Raw genomic sequence first — 17,303 nt, 5'->3', positions numbered from 1 at the left:
GAAGCGGGTTAGCCAAAGCCAACCAACATTCAATTTTAATCATCAAATTCAATATTAAAGAGAAACAAAGATTCTATAAAAGAATCTTTGATAAATGAAAGTTTATCTTGTAAAAGAATCTTTAGTATAAAGCTTATCTATAAAAATATTTTGAATAGATTAATTCTCATCTATTACAAGAACTTTATAGATTAAGGTTTTATCTATTACAAAAAATTAAAAAAAATCTAAGAAATCAAAAAAACTTCAAGAACTCTAAGAAATCAAAGTTTAGTTTTATAATTCTAAGTCTATCTTGTAAAAGAAACTTTAGTATAAAGTTTATCTATAAAAATATCTTGAATAGATTAATCTTATTTCTAAAGTCTTTTACAAGAATTTCTCACTTTAAGAGTGAGTGTTCTACCACCACACTCCTAATCTAATATACCCTGCATGAGATTGAACTCCATTTGCAAAGATACCACTATAATTTAAAGCAATGTTAGCATTCTCTCCTAAAGCATAGCTTATTCCTACTTGAGTAGTTCCATAGAGTTCTTCTACATTAATATCAGCAGATTGTTTTAATCCAGCAATAACTCCACTTCCTTTAGCATCATTATAAACATTATACATTGCACCTAAAGAAGCCATTGTTTTAAACACATTATTCCATGCTCTTTGCCATCTAAGTGAGGCACTAATATCAAAGAAATTAACATCTTGTGTATAATAATGCTCACTTACTCCTCCTAGGTGTCTTAGTCTAAAGGAATCTGTACTAATTCCTTGATAACTAATTCCAATCTCTGGAGAAAGAACAGAGTTATTATAGATATTATAATAATTAGCCCCTACTTTTAAATCTGCACCATATCCATAAGAATCTACTTGAGAATTAATAGTAGTGCTTCCAGAGCGATAGGTTTTATATAAGTCTGTATCCCCTTTATCTATTCTTGTATTAGCAGAGAGATAATATTCACTAACCCCTTTTCTTGCAAAAACATTATAATAAGTTAATCCTCCATAATAAACTTTTTCATCAAAGTCTAATCTTTGTTGTCCTACTTGTTTATCTGAACTTTCATATCCAAAGTAGATTCCTAATATTCCTCTCTCATTAGGTAGTTTTGCTTGTGCTCCTGCTAGGATACCTGATGCATGAGATTTTAGAGTTCCTACTCCTCCATCTAATTGTGCTGAAGTGTATCTTGTATAAGGGAGTGCAAAGGTATAGAGATTATCCTTATCTCCTGTATGGCTAATAAAGATGTCATCAAGCTCTCTTAAGAGATCTAAATTAGAATAAGTTTCTTGATTAGCTTTAGTGGTTGCTTGAAGATTATCTAGGCTTGCTAGAGTATCTTTGTTATAATAATCCACTACTTCTATTGCATCACTTTTGATATTAGAATTATTAGCATAAGTGCTTAAAGAAGTAGATTCTTTAGAACTTACTCTTTTTAATTCTTTATTGTCTTTGGTTAATCCATTCAGATAAGATTCTCTTTGTTGTTTATAGTTTTCTAAGAGAGCTTGTTGGTTTTTTAATCTTTCTCTTTGCTCTAAGATTTCAAAGTCTGTTTTAAAGTTTTTAACATTAATTTCTCTTAGCATATTATTAGTATCAATCTGTCGTATTCTTGATGAATAGATTAAAGAAGCACCTAGAGTTTTACCGGAGAGTTCTTGAGTGTCTAAGCCTACGCTGTATTTACCATTGCCTTCATCAACAAAATCAAAAATACCAGAAATAGTATCTAATGAATCAAAGATACCTTGTCCATTGTTTAATTGATCTGCTAGAGAATCTCCACTTGAATCAACTCCGCTTCCATTTCCATCAGTTACAATTTGCTCAACATCATAAACTTTACCCGGAGTAACATCTACATAAATAGTGCCTGTATTAATTCCACCTAGATTATCTCCTGCTACTTTAATAGGGTTATTTGGATTATCTGCATTTCCTGCATTCCATTCAATGATATTAGTAGTTGAATTACTTCCTGTATTAGTAATTAAGTCAATATGTCCATTTTTACCATTAGAAATATTTGTATTTCCTCCATTACTTGTAATGATTTCACCAATGCTTCCACTTCCACTATTATTAACAGTAATACTTCCAGAATCATTAGTGATTTTATCTTTAATAGTTCCACTATTATTAAGATTATCTACATTAGCTCCATTACTAAATTGCATACAATTTGCAATGGCTCCATTAGTGTTATTGATATTTCCTATTTTACCACCCTCTAGGATAATACAACCAGCAATGGTGTCTGTATTATTAAGTTCTTGAATATCGGATTGTCCTTTTACTCTTATATTTCCATTGATTAATCCCCCATTACTAATTTCTGTGGTAGTAATGGTATTTAAAGAGATAGCATCACTAAAGTTACTTGAAACATCTTGATTAGAAGCTACAAGAGTTTTAAAGGTTGCTACTTTGGTTTTAGCAGTTCCAATAGTTCCTGTATTAATGATTTTATCAATTTGGCTTGTTTGACCACTACTTCCAGAAACAATTTCTCCTGTAATTACTCCAGAGTTATCAATAGAAGTGATTGTTCCTTCATTGTTAATATTTCCATTAATGGTTCCACTATTATTAAAAGTATCAAGAGTAGATTTACTCACATTTAAAAGATTACCTGCAATGGTTCCTGCATTATCAATGGTTCCATTAGTAGATTCAAAAGAGAGAGTTCCACTATTTCCAATAGTTAAAGTTTTATCCTTTGCTACTACTAGGGCTTGAGTGATTCTATCACTTCCATTGCCATTGCCATTGTAAGTTACACTTTCATACACTTTTAAAGTGCCAATATTAGAATTATTAGTAATTCCACTATTTCCTAAATTAGCACCTTCCTTAATCGTAATAGAAGAAATTGAGGCATTATCATTATTAATAATACCATTAGCAATAGTTCCTGAAACTTCAAAGGTATTAATGCTTCCAGAGTTAGCAATACTTCCTCCAATGGTTCCTGTGTTTTCTACTAAATTAATTTCTTTGCCTGCCTCATTTGTAACATTCCCTGTAATAGTTCCTTCATTGATTAAATCAGAAAATTTACAAATATCATCGCTACAATCTTGCTTTGTTCCTTTTAGAGCAACATTGCCATCAATTAAAGCATTTTCTTTATTCCACAAAGAAGTTGCAACATTTTCAAAGCCATTTGTGATAGTTTTTGAATTGATAACTCCATAGATTGTTCCAGTGCCACCAAAGTTTGCAATGGTTCCATTGTTTTCAAAGAAAGAAATGGTATGATCATTGACAAAATTATTAATGCTACCTGTGCTTTCATTGACAAATTTTACAATATGTCCTTTATTAGTAAATGTTCCACTAATGCTTCCAGAGTTGGTGAAGTCTGTAAGAATAGAATCTGCAATATTAGTAATATTTCCATTAATGGTTCCTGCATTATTAATGGTTCCATTATCAGAATCAAAGTTTAGGGTTCCATTGCTTCCGATAGTTAATGTATCTCCCTGCGCCACTTCTAAAGCATTACTAATGCTACCACTTCCACTATAACTTACATTTTCATTAACTATTAAAGAACCGATATTTGAATTATTTGTGATTCCATTAGCAATGTTTGAACCACTTTGAATAGTTAAAGAATTAATATCTCCAGAGTTAGCAATACTTCCTACATTAGAAGTAACATTTAAAGTTTCTATTGTAGCACTAGCATTATTGATAATACTTCCACTAATACTTCCTGTGTTAAAGCTTTTAATAATAGAGCTAGCTTGATTATCAATATTTCCTAAGATAGTTCCTGCATTATCAATGGTTCCACTAGTAGAATTAAAGTAGAGAGTTCCATTACCACTTCCACCATTGTTGATAGTAAGGGTAGCATCTCTTCCTACCACTAACTCTTCTTTAAAAAAACCGCTATTTCCTGAATAATTTATTGTTCCCTGATTAAGCAATAATTTAGCAATAGTTCCTTCATTATTGATTGTATTGCTAACATTAGCATTTGTATTAGAAATAATTGTGCCTATGTTGCCATTAGCTTCATTAGTGATTCCATTTGTGATTGTGCTAGTATCGTTTAGGGTAAGATTTACAATAGTTGCATTAGAATTGTTAGTGATTGTTCCGATAGAAGAATTATCATTCAAAGTAAGGCTATTGATAGTTGCGCGAGCGCCAATACCTCCCAATGTGATTGCATTAATCCCCGAATTACCCCCTAGTGTAATAGTGCTAAGTGTAGGGGTTTGGGAGCTATCTCCTGTTGCTCCGATTCTAATGTTACCTGTGATAGTCCCATTCTCTGACATTGTAAGGCTATTCATAAACACTTTAGTTTGCAATACAATATCCCCTTGCAATCTCCCTGCTATGCTAACATCGCCAATATTTCCATCTTTGTTATCCACAGCATTAGCATTACCACCTGTCTGCCAGTGGGCTTCAATGTTACCATACATTGTTCCGCCATTTTGTATATCAATATTGTGGATTGTGGAATTACCACTTGAGAGAATCATTGAATTTGCAGTGTTACTTCCTACAACACCACCATTTGCAATGGTGATTCCAGAAATATTTGTTTGACCTGCAGTGTGGATTGTCCCACCAAATGTCCCACCATTTGAAATTGTTATATTATCAATAGAGGCAGTGTTAGTAGCGTTACCAGGAGTAAGCATTGTAATATTACCACTCAAACTTGCATTACTACCACTAATAGAAATATTATCAATAGAAGAAGAACCATTTAAGGTAACATTTCCTGTGATAGTGGAAGCATTAGCCAAAGAGATTCCAGCAATATTTGAAGAACCACCAAGAGTAATACCGCCTGTTATCTTAGAATTATCAAGGACAATACCTCCTTGTATTCTTGAATTGTTAGTTAGTGATATATTACCTGTCAAAGCAGAAGTATTAGAGAGTGAGATTCCATTTGTGATAGAGGAAGTATTACTAAGGGAAATACCGCCATTGATAGTTGCATTATCTGCGGTAATGGTGCCGATAGTTGCACTACTTTCTGCACTAATAATATTTGTTCCAGCAGAGGTTGTGCTCCCACTTAATAATTCTATTTGCTCAATAGAGTTATTACCACCACTTAAATTGATTAAGTTAGCGCCTGTTGTGCTCATAGTGTCAGAATTTTTAAGTATTCCCAAAGTTGCATTTGCCTTTAATGTTAGCAAATTGTTGCCACGAGATGTTATTGTGCCGCTATTGACAATGGCATCTGTTGTAGAGTTGCTTGCCAAATTTATTATATTAGCGCTTGTATTTTGAGCAATTGTTCCTTTATTGGCGATTGTAGCCGCACTTGCATTTTCTGACACACTAATTATATTAACAAAATTTCCATAGCCATGATTGGGAACAGTAAAAGATGTACCTGTATCAAAGGTTAAATTTCCTGCTTTTGTGCCAGCTAAGACTTCATATGTGTGCCCATAATCACCATAAGCAAAACTGAATTTACCAGTAACTAAAACCCCTCCAGCATTATCATCTTTACTATTATTTACAATAACACCAGGGGTAGACCAAGAAGAATATTTTAAATCCCATCCATTAATAATACTTCCTCCCTTGTTGCCTCTATTTGTATTTCCTGGAGTATTATTTTTTATTGTGCTTATTCCGTTTATAATAGTTCCATTTTTAATAGTTCCATTGACTGTCAATGTAGGTTTACCACTCATTATTACCTCATCAACCAATTCTCCATTCTCTGTAGAAAGCGCTGCTGCATTGCTTGATAATGCCGAAGCCAAAGCAATAGAAACCGGAATTGTGCGGATAAGGGTTTTTGCCTTGTTAAGTTCCTTTATTTTGCAAGGTTCTTGGAGGGTTTTAGAATCTAATTTAAGATTAGATTCTAAGTTTTTGGTATTTTTTGGATTCTTTGTTTCTAGGGATTGATTATTTAGAGGCTTTTGCCCCCCCCCCCCCACTAGGGTAACATTCTTTGTTTGGTTAGACATTTATTCTCCTTTAACTTATTTAACAAAAATTAAAAAATGTTTGGAATTTTATAAAAATAAAACTAACTTTAAAATAATAAATAAAATATTTATATTTTATTAAAACCACTTTTATAATGGGGGGGGGGGGGCAAAATGTGTTTATATGGGGTATTGGTAATCATTAAAAATAAATTATTAGGGGTATTTTGTTTATTTTATCAATAAAGATTTTATACAAAATCTAAGCATACTCAAAATCAATTTTTAAAATTTTTAATCAACCAATGAGTACTTCTAAAGCCTCTTTGAGATTTTTTACCCTGTGTGTGGCGTTTTGCGATTCGCCTTTGCCTACGATAATGCGAGTTTGCACGCCTGCATTTAACCCAGCAATCATATCGGTATCTTTATCCCCCAGAATATAACTTTCATACAAAGACAAATCCAAACCAAAATCCTTGCACGCCTGAAGTAACATTTGGCTTTTGGGTTTGCGACAAGTGCAATTTTCTTCTTTGGTATGGGGGCAAAAATAAATGCCATCAAAAGCTATATTTTTGGGGACAAAACCGCTCTGCCTTAGAGGAATAGTCAAGCAAGAAACAATGCAATTTTGCATAAAAGCACTCAAAACTTCAAAATCCTTTTGTGTAAAAATTCCACGATTAATGCCTGATTGATTAGTTACCAAAAAGCACAAAGAATCCAACTTCTTTAGCTCCAAAAAAAGCTCCATAAAATAAGGGGCGAAGTAGAAAGTCTCTATTTTGTATCCATAGGGTGCGTCCTCGAGATTGACGACATCATCTCTGTCAAAAAACACAACTTTTCGTTTCATTTGGCACAGATTCCTAAGAAATTTTGCATACGAATCGCAAAAAGATAAAAAAGTGGAGTATTTAAAAATGCCAAAATAAACTTAATGAGATAATCTCCAGCAATTAGCATAAGGATATTTTGCCACGGCATCACAAACAAAAATGCAATATGGAAAAACACCACCGTATCGACAAATTGAGAAAAGGCTGTGCTACCGACATTTCTTAGCCACCAAAGTTTTGGGAATTTGGACTTTAGCCAATAAAACACATAAATATCGGCTTGCTGTGAAACAAAAAATGCACTCACACTCGCAAGTGCTATGCGGAATTCTGCCAAAAACATTGAAGGGATAAAAGCACAAAAAATCCCAATCCTAACGACTTTTAGCACCTCTTCTTTGCTGTGCTTTTCTGCTAAAATATCTGCAAGCAAAAAAGTAAAGGGATAAAGAATCGCACCATAAGTAAAAAAGTCATTGATTGGAAATTGTACAAGATAGTTAGAAGCGACGATAAGAAACATAAAAATCGCCACGGAGATAAATTTTATACCAAACGACATTTGCACTCCCGCATTCTAAATTTATCCTCTAAAAAAGGCTTTGTGTTTTTAGCGCCAAAGCACTTTTTAGAAAACCAAAAAACCACTTAGAAACTTCTAAATGGAAATTTTGGAATCTTTTGAATTTGACTAGATTTTGAAAGGATTTTCTACGACATTTTTCCTATCGACAATGTAAGGAATCAATGCCATTTGTCTAGCTCTTTTGATAGCTACTTCTACACGCTCTTGCCATTTTTTGGAATTTCCTGTCAAGCGGCGAGGCATAATCTTGTAACGCTCTGATAATGAATGCTTAAGCATATCAATATCTTTATAATCAATAAATTCGATTTTTGATTCTGTGTATCTGCAATATCTTTTGGAATATCTCTTTTTTTCTGCCATAATTTATCCTTTAAAATGGTATTTCATCATCATTAATATCAATCACTGGGAGTTCGGGCTCTTTTTGCACCGGTTGCGCCTTTGGTGCAGCAGGTGCTGTATAAGCAGGCTTCTCATACTCTTGGTAATTATTATAATCCCCTGCCCCATAATCGTGATTTTCTTCTTGAGTGCTTTGTCGTTGTCCTAGCATTTGCATAGATTCAGCAGTGATAGAGTGCTTTGTCCTCTTTGCTCCTGTATTATCTGTCCAACTCTCTAGCACCAAACGCCCTTCAATCAAAACTTGAGAACCTTTTTTAAGGTATTGATTTGCCACTTCAGCAGTTCTACCAAAAAGATTCACATCAATAAAACACACCTCCTCAGCTTGTGTCCCATCTTGTTTTTTATAGCGGCGATTGGTTGCCAGATTCAACCTTGCTAATGCTGCTCCACTTGGTAAATAACGCAATTCAACATCTCGCGTCAAATTCCCCACCAAAATGACTTTATTAAACATCTAAAATCCTTAAATTAATCCTCTTGTGTCTCTGAAACTTCGGAAGCTTCTTGTGCTTTTGGAGCTTCTTTCTCTACGGCTTTTTCTTTTGGCTCTTTTAGAGGAGTTGCCTTTTTGTTGTTAATTGCTCTATCTACAAGAGTTTCCCAAGCTTTTTGTTCTTTTTTGCTATCATATTTAATCACGATAAAACGCAAAATATCTTCATTGATGCGATAAAGACGCTCTAGCTCCAAAACAAGCTTTGGTTCAGCCTTGAAATAAATAACAAAATAATATCCACGCTTGTTTTTTTTGATTTCATAAGCAAGATTTCGCATACCCATATCCAAAGTTGCACTAATCTCACCACCATTATTGAGGATTGCAGTTTTATAAAAATCGATTTTCTGCACTATCTCTTCTTGTGTCAAAGTGGGTTTTACCACAAACATAGTTTCATAAAAACGCATTTTATCTCCTTATAGATTTCGCCCTTTTTTGCTAAAAAGAGCAAGGATTTTTACAATTTAAAATATGTAAAGGCGTGATTTTATTCTAAAATTGCTTGAATTTTTATTAAGGCACTAAAAAAACCATTTCCCTTGGTATTTCCTTTGATTGCTTCTTCACGCCATTTATTCAATACATAAAAAATTTTTTGGAATCTTTCTTGGGTGTTAATTTGTATGGCTCTTTTTCTCTTTTTTTCTAAAATTATAGGAGGAAGTTTGTATCCCAAAATCTCTTCTGATGAAGCATTGCCATAGATTCTAATATGGCTTGAAAATAAAAAGAGTTGAAAAAAATATCGTTGCACTTCTGCGATTAGTTGGACTTCTTCAAAACCCTGTTCTAAAAATCTATCAAGCTCTTTAAAAAAGGGCTTTTTGTCCAACAAAAGTTCCAAAATTTCCTCATACTCTACGCTTCCTAGCCCATACCCCAAACTTTCGATACTCTCTACATTGATTTCCTCATCAAAAATACTATATTTACGCAATTCTGCGACGCTAAGCCCCAAATCATAATTTTGTTGTTCTAGGATTTTTTTGAGTGCATAATCAGAAATCTTAATACAAAGAGCGTTAGCATATTCCCTCAAAATCGCCATCGCCTCCCCTTGATTAGCAAAGAAAAATCGCACCTCATAAATATTTTTGCCCCTAAAACTTCCCGCTAAAGCCTTGCAATCTAGCCCATACTCACTCACACTTTTATTTTCTGCTTGATAAAATTCCAAAATAAGATAACCGCTTTGATTTTTCTCTATTGCCTCTATTAAAGAATCTAATTGCTTTTTGGGAATCTTTTTATCAACTTTTATCCACACTAATGCTTCATCGCCAAAAAGTGAGCCTTGAGAAAAACAAGATAAGGCTGCTTCAAAATCAAATTCGCCAAAATAAAAGCTGTTTTTTTCACAACCTTTTGCTAAGATTTTTTGTGCGATTTTATCTCCATAATACCCTATCAAAAAAGAATCTTCGCCATAAAGCAAAATTGCACGCATTTCTGTATTGTTGGCAAGTTTGGTGTCTAGCTCTTTTTTATACATTTCTCTTTCGCCTTTTGTGAAATTTTTGCTTTTTGTGTCTTTTGGCTCTTGAGGTAATCCTTCTTGCTTCCTCTTTTGCGCGCTGTTTTTTGATTTTTGCTTGGTTTTGCTTTTTGGCAACAATGTATTGAGAAATCGCTTCATTATTAGAATCAAATCCCTCATTATAAACTTTGACCACCATACCATAAACCTTTGTGGTTGCAAGATTGACTTCTATAATTTGCACCAAAGCTTTTTGGTATTTTACCCCGCTTCCATTTAGTCCTACTACTCTAGCACCCATTAGCGGATAATCTGTCAATGAAATCAAAATAGGATGGCTTTCGTTAATAATGATACCTTGATAGGTTTGCCCCAAATGCTTTGAGAGATAACGCGCAAATTTTCTATCTTGGAAATCCCATTCAATCTGCATAATCTCTCTTTCTTGTGTGTTTAGATTATCACAAAGCATAGGCAAAGATTCTTTATAATCAATGTCTTCTTGGAGTGTGATTTTGGATTTTAAGATTCGGTGCAAAATAAGATCACTATAACGCCTTATGGGGGAAGTAAAATGACTATACGCTTCAAACCCCAAACCAAAATGCCCTAGATTATGGCTTGCATAGTTAGCTTGCTGCATTGATTTGATGATTAGTTTATCAACCTCTCTTTGCATTTTTGCCTTTTTGGCATTATTTTGAATTTCAATAATCGCCTTATGTAAAGATTCTTGTGTTTTGGGGATAGCTTTGCCCCTCCAAATACCGAGCATTCTTAATTCCCCAAATAACTCCGAAAGTTTTTCTTGCTTGGGTCTTTGATGCACACGATAAATGCCTAATTTTAAATTTTCATCATTTTTGGAATTTTTTTGTTCAAGAAGCTTGGCACTTTGGATATTTGCAAGCAACATACATTCTTCTATTAACTGATGAGAAGAGCTTTGAGGTTGGAAGTGGAGTGATTTTAGCTCCAAATTCTTATCCAACTCCAACTCCACTTCATCGCCCAAAAAGTCAAATCCCTTTTGCAAACGCTTTTTGCGGAGTTTTTGAGTCAATTCTTGGAGAGCAAAAAGCACAGAATGGAGAGATTTTTTGATTGTTTTGCTCTTTTTGGTTTCAAAAAGAATATCCACCTCCTCATAAGTTAATTTTTGTTTAACTTTAATAACCGCAGCAAAAAGCTCACTGCTCAAAACTGCTTTTGTGCGTTTATGGAGGCGAATCTTCCAAACCATTGCCAAACGCATTTTGCCTTCTTGCAAAGAACAAAGATTCTCGCTTAAAATGCGTGGTAGCATAGGGATAGATTTGTGTGGAAAATAAATACTAAATCCGCGACTTTTAGCTTCAATATCCAAAGGTGAATTCGGCGTTACATAATGACTAACATCGGCAATAGCCACATAAAGTATGGAACTTTCTTCATCATAAAAAATCGCATCATCATGGTCCTTTGCACTCACTGGATCAATGGCACAAAAGGGCAAATTAGTAAGGTTGATGCGCTCTTTAAAATCTTTAATTTTAACCTCTTTGAAACTCTGGGCTTGGATTTCTGCTTGGAGGCTAAATGATTCGTGCTTATCATAGAGGTTTAGAGAAATAATTTCATCGATTTTGGGGTCTTCTAGTGTCCCTAAAATCTCTAAAATCTCCCCATTTCTAGGGTTGATTTTCAAAATAGTTTTAGAAGGAAGAGTTTTGAGGGATTTTTGGGACGCATTGATTTTATACACCACTTCATTAGGGATAGATACTGCTATGCAATCTAATTTGTATTTTTCCAAATAGCAAATAACGCTAGAAACTTTTTCTTGCAAAACTGCAAGGACTTTTGCTTTGATTTTTGCACTATGCTGGTGCTTAATCAAGGATTTTGCCAAAACTATATCGCCTTTTTGTGCGCCTTTTAGGAGATTCTTTTCAACAAGCCAATCTTTGCCTGTATTGTCAAATGCTCTTACAAATCCATACCCTGCTTTTGTTAGCTCTACTTTACCAATGCGGAATTTTTCCAAAAGATAATATTTATTTTTTTTGATTTTAAGCACATTCAAATGGGCTAACAATTCTAAATATTTTTGGAAGGCTGGAGCGAGTTTTGCATCAAGAGGTATTCCCTCTTCTAAAATCTTAACAAATTCAATCATGCTAATTATAATTTTCTAATTCTCTTAGGCTTTTTACAAAGCCCATTGCAAGCAATGTCTCATCAAAACCTTGAATATCTAATCCATAATTTATTGCCAAATTCCTTGCATTTTTTATTTGCTCTTTAGCAGCAATGCTAAAGGGATTAATCAAGGCATTTAAAACACGCAAAGGATAAACATATCTTTGAATCTCTTGTGGCAATCTCTCTTCTTGCAAGCTGTGAATAACTTTTATTATTGTAGGTTCAAAATGCCAATGCTCACAAAGCATTTCTAAAATCTCAAATTGATTTACCCCCAACATTTCTTTTTCCAAAGCTATACAAGGGGTTGTTTTTAGCCGCTCGCTAAATTTTTTACCTTTTTTGGATTTAATCAAGCAATCCGATAAAATCGCCATACCAATGTGCATAATAAGGGCACAAGTTACCAAAATAGAAAGCAATTTAGACTCTTTATACCATTTGCTAATAAACATACCTTTTTGATTAGCTGCTTCAGTGAAATTTGATACACTTAATCCATAAGGTGTGAGATTAATTACTAATTGAGCCTTTACAACACTCACAATCGCAAGTCCTTTGGCAGTATAAACTCCAAATATCGCAACTGCTTGTGCGACAGAATTCACGGTTCTTGTATAGCCATACAAAGGTGCATTTGCACTTTTTATAATGCTTGCAGTCAAAAAAGGATCTGTTTGAATAACCTCTGCGACTTCTTTTACACTCACATCATCACGCGCACAGATTCTTTGTAGCTCAACGATGGTTTGCGATAGAGGCGGGAGAGATTCTATGTTTGCAATGATTAATTCTTTCATTCAATAACAGCCTGTCTATTTTGAATTATAATTCATTATTATGGAGCAAAAATAATATCATAATAAGACTTTAAAATTCTAATTATTTAAAACTATTTTGTTATAATGCAACATTCTTAACACAATGCAAAGGAATCTTATGCAATACATTGATGATACGCTTGCAAAAAAACGTATTTTAATCACAGGAGGTGCTGGGTTTATTGGTTCTAACCTTGCCCATTATTTTCAAAAATACCATATAGATGCCGAAGTTGTCATTTTTGACTGCTTTAGAAATGAAGAAACTTTTAGCAATGGCAATTTAAAATCTCTAGGGCATTTTAAGAATCTTTTGGGATTCAAGGGAGAAGTGATTACAGGCGATATTAACAACAAAAATGATTTGGAAAGATTAAGAAAACAAAAATTTGATTATATTTTTCATCAAGCCGCAATTTCAGATACCACGGTTATGAATCAAGAAATGGTTTTGCGAAGCAATCTCAATGCTTTTAAAGATTTATTAGATTTATGTTTAGAGAGTGGTGCTAAGATGATTTATGCCTCAAGTGCGGGCGTATATGGCAATACTCCTGCACCAAATAGCATTGGTAGCGGAGAGATTCCTGAGAATGTTTATGGATTCTCTAAATTAATGATGGATAATCTCAATTATCAATATTTGCAAAAATACCCCAACTTACATAGCGTTGGATTGCGTTATTTTAATGTTTATGGGGAAAATGAATTTTATAAAGGCAAAACTGCTTCTATGATTTTGCAGCTAGGATTACAAGCACTCCAAAACAAAAAAGTAAGACTTTTTAAAATGGGAGAACAAAAGCGTGATTTTGTCTATATTCAAGATGTAATTCAAGCTAACATCAAAGCAATGTTTGCCAAAAAAAGTGGCGTATATAATGTGGGCAGTGGAGTTGCTAGAAGTTATAATGATATTGTATCTTGCCTCAAACAAGAATTAGGAAACTTTGAAGTAGAATACTTTGATAATCCTTATCAATTTTTCCAAACACACACTCAAGCAAACATTATCTTAACGCAAGAATTTTTAGATTACACGCCTAGATTTTCTTTAGAAATCGGTATCAAAAACTATCTCAAACAAATCAAAGAAATCCACACAAAAGGGAGTTATTAATTGAAGCCTAGCATTCTAGTTATTGGGGATTTGATTTTAGACCATTATATTTGGGGGCAATGTGAGAGAATCTCTCCAGAAGCCCCCGTGCAAGTCATCGAAGTCGCCAAAGAAACGCTGAATTTGGGAGGTGCTTGCAATGTAGCAAATAACCTTGTCGCATTAGAATGCGAAGTGTTTATTTGTGGAATGGTAGGCAAAGATGAAGCAGGCACAAAACTCAAAGAAACATTAGAATCCCTACACATTCACACACAAGGCATTTATTATAATCTAAACCGCCCAACCACACAAAAATCAAGAATCATCGCTGCACACCAACAAGTTATCCGCGTAGATAGAGAAGATAAAAGCCCTATTTCACAAGAGGGCGAAGAGTTTATTTTAAATTTCTCCAAAACGCTAATAGAAAGCCACAAAATAGATTGTATAATCCTCTCTGATTATCAAAAAGGCGTATTAAGCGAGAATCTCACCCAAAACCTCATCAAAATTGCTAAAGATTCTAAGCTAAAAATCCTCATTGACCCCAAAGGCAAAGATTATTCCAAATACAAAGGTGCAACCCTCCTAACACCAAACAAAAAAGAAGCCAAAGAAGCAACAGGCATTCAAATTGTTGATGATTCTACACTACTTCTTGCACTCCAAAACCTAAAAAAATCTTGCAATCTTGAATACTCCCTCATCACACTCAGTGAAGATGGCATTGGGATTTTAGATGACAAACTTCACAAGCTCCCAACCATAGCCAAAGAAGTTTTTGATGTAACCGGTGCTGGAGACACGGTTATTGCTGCACTTGCTTTTATGCTTGCACAAAATGAAGATATTCTCTCTAGCATACAATTTGCAAATGCCGCTGCTGCTGTGGTGGTGGGGAAAATTGGCTCTGCGGTTGCAACCAAACAAGAAATTTTTTCTTATTTGCAAGACAATCATCTTCTTGATACACTTTCTTTGGAGTTCTTCAAGGTTTTTAAAGAAAATCCAAACACACGATTTTTACCACACTTGCAACGAATCTCCCAAAAACAAAAACCCATTGCACCTAGCTCCAAACTAATTAATCAAAACACCTTTTCATCTTTTTTGGAATTTTTAAGGACACTCAAGCAACAAGATTTCAAAATTGTTTTTACCAATGGCTGCTTTGATATTTTGCATTTTGGGCATATTAGCTACCTTAATCAAGCAAGAGCATTAGGGGATTTACTCATTGTTGGATTAAATAGCGATAATTCCATCAAAAGACTTAAAGGCAAAGATCGCCCCATCAACTGCCAAGAAGATAGAGCGGCTTTATTATGTGCTTTAGAATGCGTGGATTTTGTGATTATTTTTGATGAGGATACTCCCTTAGAGCTTATCAAAGCTATTCAACCTCACTTTTTGGCTAAAGGGGCAGACTATCAAGGCAAAGAGGTTGTAGGGAGTGAATTTGCCAAAAAACTATGCTTGATTGACTTTGTAGAGGGCAAAAGCACTACAAATACTATTCAAAAAATCAAAAAAGGATAACCATGCAACACATTTTAGATGAAATTAATGCTCACATTCAAACCGCACAAAAAATGCCAGAACTCGCACAAACTATACAAAAAGCGGCACTTTTGGCAATACAAACTCTCAAAAATGGCAATAAGATTCTAATTTGCGGAAATGGAGGAAGTGCGGCTGATGCACAACATATCGCAGCAGAATTAACAGGACGCTACAAAAGAGAAAGAAGAGGCTTAAGTGCTATAGCCCTTACCACCGATACAAGTGCATTAACTGCCATAGGCAATGATTATGGCTATGATTTTGTTTTTTCTCGTCAATTTGAAGCATTAGCACAAAAGGGAGATTTGCTATGGGGAATCTCCACAAGTGGCAATAGCACAAATGTCTTAAATGCTTTAAAATTAGCCAAAAAAATGGAATGTAACACGCTTGGCTTTAGTGGCAGAAATGGAGGGGAAATGAAAGAATGGTGCGATATTTTATTAATCTCCCCAAGTGAAGATACTCCAAGAATCCAAGAAATGCACATTTTAATGGCACATATTATTTGTGATTTAATCGAAAAAGAAGCATAATTTGTTTTTTCAAAAAACCATAGAATCCTGCCAGCAATTTCACTTTAACCTAAAATCAACCCTTTTAGATACACTAAAAACTAGCGGGATTAGTGCAAATCTAGCGGATTTAAATCCCACAAAAGAGGGGATTTACTTCACATTCCCTGACAAAACCTCTACCAAAGTAATGCTCTATCAAGCAAAAATTCAAGAATCTCTTTTTCGCACTCAAGGGGATCCTTTGGTGCATTTGTGTGCTTGCAAAGAAAGCTTAAAACACTATAATAATCCTGAATTTCTAGCAATCATTCGCCCCAATATGCAGTTTTTTATAAGCATTTATTCCCACAAAATCCAAACAAGATTTTTCAATGAAAAACCTCTTGATATTTGCCCAGAATGCCTTTATAATCTAGGGAATCTGTTTGATAAAAATTTAGAATTATTTTTGGATTATTCTTCGTAATTTAAAACTTTCAAAAAACAATTTTTGCGTTTATTTCAATTTAAGATAATTATCGTTATCATTTTAATGAATTTCAAAAATGAAAGGATAAATTATGGATTTTTCCAAAATTTTAGAACATCTTAATAATCATCACCAAGATAATTTGAAAGATTTGTGCAAAAAATTTGGCAATGCAAATACTATTTCAAATGTCCAAGCCACAAAAGTGGATTTTGAAGGAATCACACTTTGCTACAATGAAGATAAGACATTGAAAATCGACTTTGAGAAGAAAGCCGATGAAAAAACGCTTAAAGATACGATTGTCCAACTTTGTTTAAGCGTCAAAAGCAGCCTTGATACACAAGCCATCAAAGAGGAATTAGAAGAGTTTATGCGTGGCTTCAAATCTATTTGCATAGCCTCTATTGCTCCTAATGGCACTGCGGTTTGCTCTTATGCACCTTTAATCCAAACCAATGGCAAATACTACATTTATATTAGCGAGGTTTCTGAGCATTTTTCTAGCATTCACACCAATCCAAACAAGATTGAAATTATGTTTTTGCAGGACGAAAAAGAAGCACCTTTGATTATTTTAAGAAAAAGAGCGAGATTCAAAAGTGAGGCGACTTTTATCCCAAGGGGAGAAGAATTTGATAGAATCTATGATGCTTTTGAAGCACAAAATGAACACAATGGACCTTTGAAAACCATACGCAAAATGCTTGATTTTCATTTGATTGAACTGCATTTAAAAACCGGACGCTTTGTCAAAGGATTCGGACAGGCTTATGATATCATTGATGGTGAAATTATTCCATTAACAGAGAATAACCCTCACACCAAATCTCCGCACAATCACTAAAAGCTATTAAGATTTTTTCTTGATGGTTTTATGTT

The 17,303-nt window shown here is 34.1% G+C and carries 14 protein-coding genes; 5 read left to right on the top strand and 9 right to left on the bottom strand.

The window, feature by feature from the left end; genetic code table 11:
- Window positions 1–402: 402 nt before the first annotated feature.
- The 9 genes from EL247_RS00280 to EL247_RS00240 form a co-directional block, all read right to left on the bottom strand.
- Entirely contained in the window at window positions 403–5,988 is a 5,586-nt protein-coding gene (locus tag EL247_RS00280; protein ID WP_126441901.1) for a hypothetical protein, read from the bottom strand.
- 259 nt (window positions 5,989–6,247) lie between these two features.
- Entirely contained in the window at window positions 6,248–6,808 is a 561-nt protein-coding gene (locus EL247_RS00275) for a D-glycero-alpha-D-manno-heptose-1,7-bisphosphate 7-phosphatase (RefSeq protein ID WP_040499770.1), read from the bottom strand.
- Window positions 6,805–7,353: a queuosine precursor transporter gene (locus EL247_RS00270; protein WP_040499768.1), complete on the bottom strand. Its 549-nt coding sequence runs from the start codon at window positions 7,351–7,353 to the stop codon at window positions 6,805–6,807. Before EL247_RS00270 ends, EL247_RS00275 begins: the two co-directional genes overlap by 4 nt.
- A gap of 129 nt (window positions 7,354–7,482) precedes the next feature.
- Window positions 7,483–7,740, bottom strand: a complete 258-nt coding sequence (gene rpsR / locus EL247_RS00265) for a 30S ribosomal protein S18 (protein WP_005021798.1) — start codon at window positions 7,738–7,740, stop codon at window positions 7,483–7,485.
- Window positions 7,741–7,750: 10 nt separating this feature from the next.
- Window positions 7,751–8,242, bottom strand: a complete 492-nt coding sequence (locus tag EL247_RS00260; RefSeq protein ID WP_054195276.1) for a single-stranded DNA-binding protein — start codon at window positions 8,240–8,242, stop codon at window positions 7,751–7,753.
- Between the two features lie 14 nt (window positions 8,243–8,256).
- On the bottom strand, window positions 8,257–8,694 hold the full coding sequence (rpsF, locus tag EL247_RS00255; RefSeq protein WP_005021794.1) for a 30S ribosomal protein S6: 438 nt from the start codon (window positions 8,692–8,694) through the stop codon (window positions 8,257–8,259).
- 80 nt (window positions 8,695–8,774) lie between these two features.
- Window positions 8,775–9,779, bottom strand: a complete 1,005-nt coding sequence (locus EL247_RS00250; RefSeq protein ID WP_040499850.1) for a DNA polymerase III subunit delta — start codon at window positions 9,777–9,779, stop codon at window positions 8,775–8,777.
- Window positions 9,772–11,922: a VacB/RNase II family 3'-5' exoribonuclease gene (locus tag EL247_RS00245; protein ID WP_126441900.1), complete on the bottom strand. Its 2,151-nt coding sequence runs from the start codon at window positions 11,920–11,922 to the stop codon at window positions 9,772–9,774. The genes EL247_RS00250 and EL247_RS00245 overlap by 8 nt, the downstream gene beginning before the upstream one ends.
- A gap of 1 nt (window position 11,923) precedes the next feature.
- On the bottom strand, window positions 11,924–12,748 hold the full coding sequence (locus EL247_RS00240) for an HDOD domain-containing protein (protein WP_126441899.1): 825 nt from the start codon (window positions 12,746–12,748) through the stop codon (window positions 11,924–11,926).
- Between the two features lie 139 nt (window positions 12,749–12,887).
- Between EL247_RS00240 and rfaD the strand changes: the two genes are divergently transcribed.
- The 5 genes from rfaD to EL247_RS00215 all read left to right on the top strand — a co-directional run bounded on the left by rfaD (window position 12,888) and on the right by EL247_RS00215 (window position 17,268).
- Window positions 12,888–13,889, top strand: a complete 1,002-nt coding sequence (gene rfaD / locus EL247_RS00235) for an ADP-glyceromanno-heptose 6-epimerase (protein WP_126441898.1) — start codon at window positions 12,888–12,890, stop codon at window positions 13,887–13,889.
- Window positions 13,890–15,410, top strand: coding sequence for a D-glycero-beta-D-manno-heptose-7-phosphate kinase (rfaE1, locus tag EL247_RS00230; protein WP_104745932.1), 1,521 nt, complete (start codon window positions 13,890–13,892; stop codon window positions 15,408–15,410).
- A gap of 2 nt (window positions 15,411–15,412) precedes the next feature.
- Window positions 15,413–15,970 (top strand): D-sedoheptulose 7-phosphate isomerase, encoded by a 558-nt coding sequence (gene gmhA, locus EL247_RS00225; RefSeq protein WP_005021787.1) that lies wholly within the window; start codon window positions 15,413–15,415, stop codon window positions 15,968–15,970.
- Window position 15,971: 1 nt separating this feature from the next.
- Window positions 15,972–16,418 (top strand): hypothetical protein, encoded by a 447-nt coding sequence (locus EL247_RS00220; RefSeq protein ID WP_104745933.1) that lies wholly within the window; start codon window positions 15,972–15,974, stop codon window positions 16,416–16,418.
- A gap of 94 nt (window positions 16,419–16,512) precedes the next feature.
- The gene (locus EL247_RS00215; protein ID WP_104745934.1) at window positions 16,513–17,268 is read left to right on the top strand and encodes a HugZ family heme oxygenase; all 756 of its coding nucleotides are present in this window, start codon (window positions 16,513–16,515) and stop codon (window positions 17,266–17,268) included.
- The last annotated feature ends 35 nt before the right edge of the window (window positions 17,269–17,303 follow it).

Origin of the sequence: Helicobacter pullorum, from assembly GCF_900638355.1 — a bacterium.
Classification (GTDB): domain Bacteria; phylum Campylobacterota; class Campylobacteria; order Campylobacterales; family Helicobacteraceae; genus Helicobacter_D; species Helicobacter_D pullorum.
This window is presented reverse-complemented; position numbering and strand designations above follow the sequence as displayed.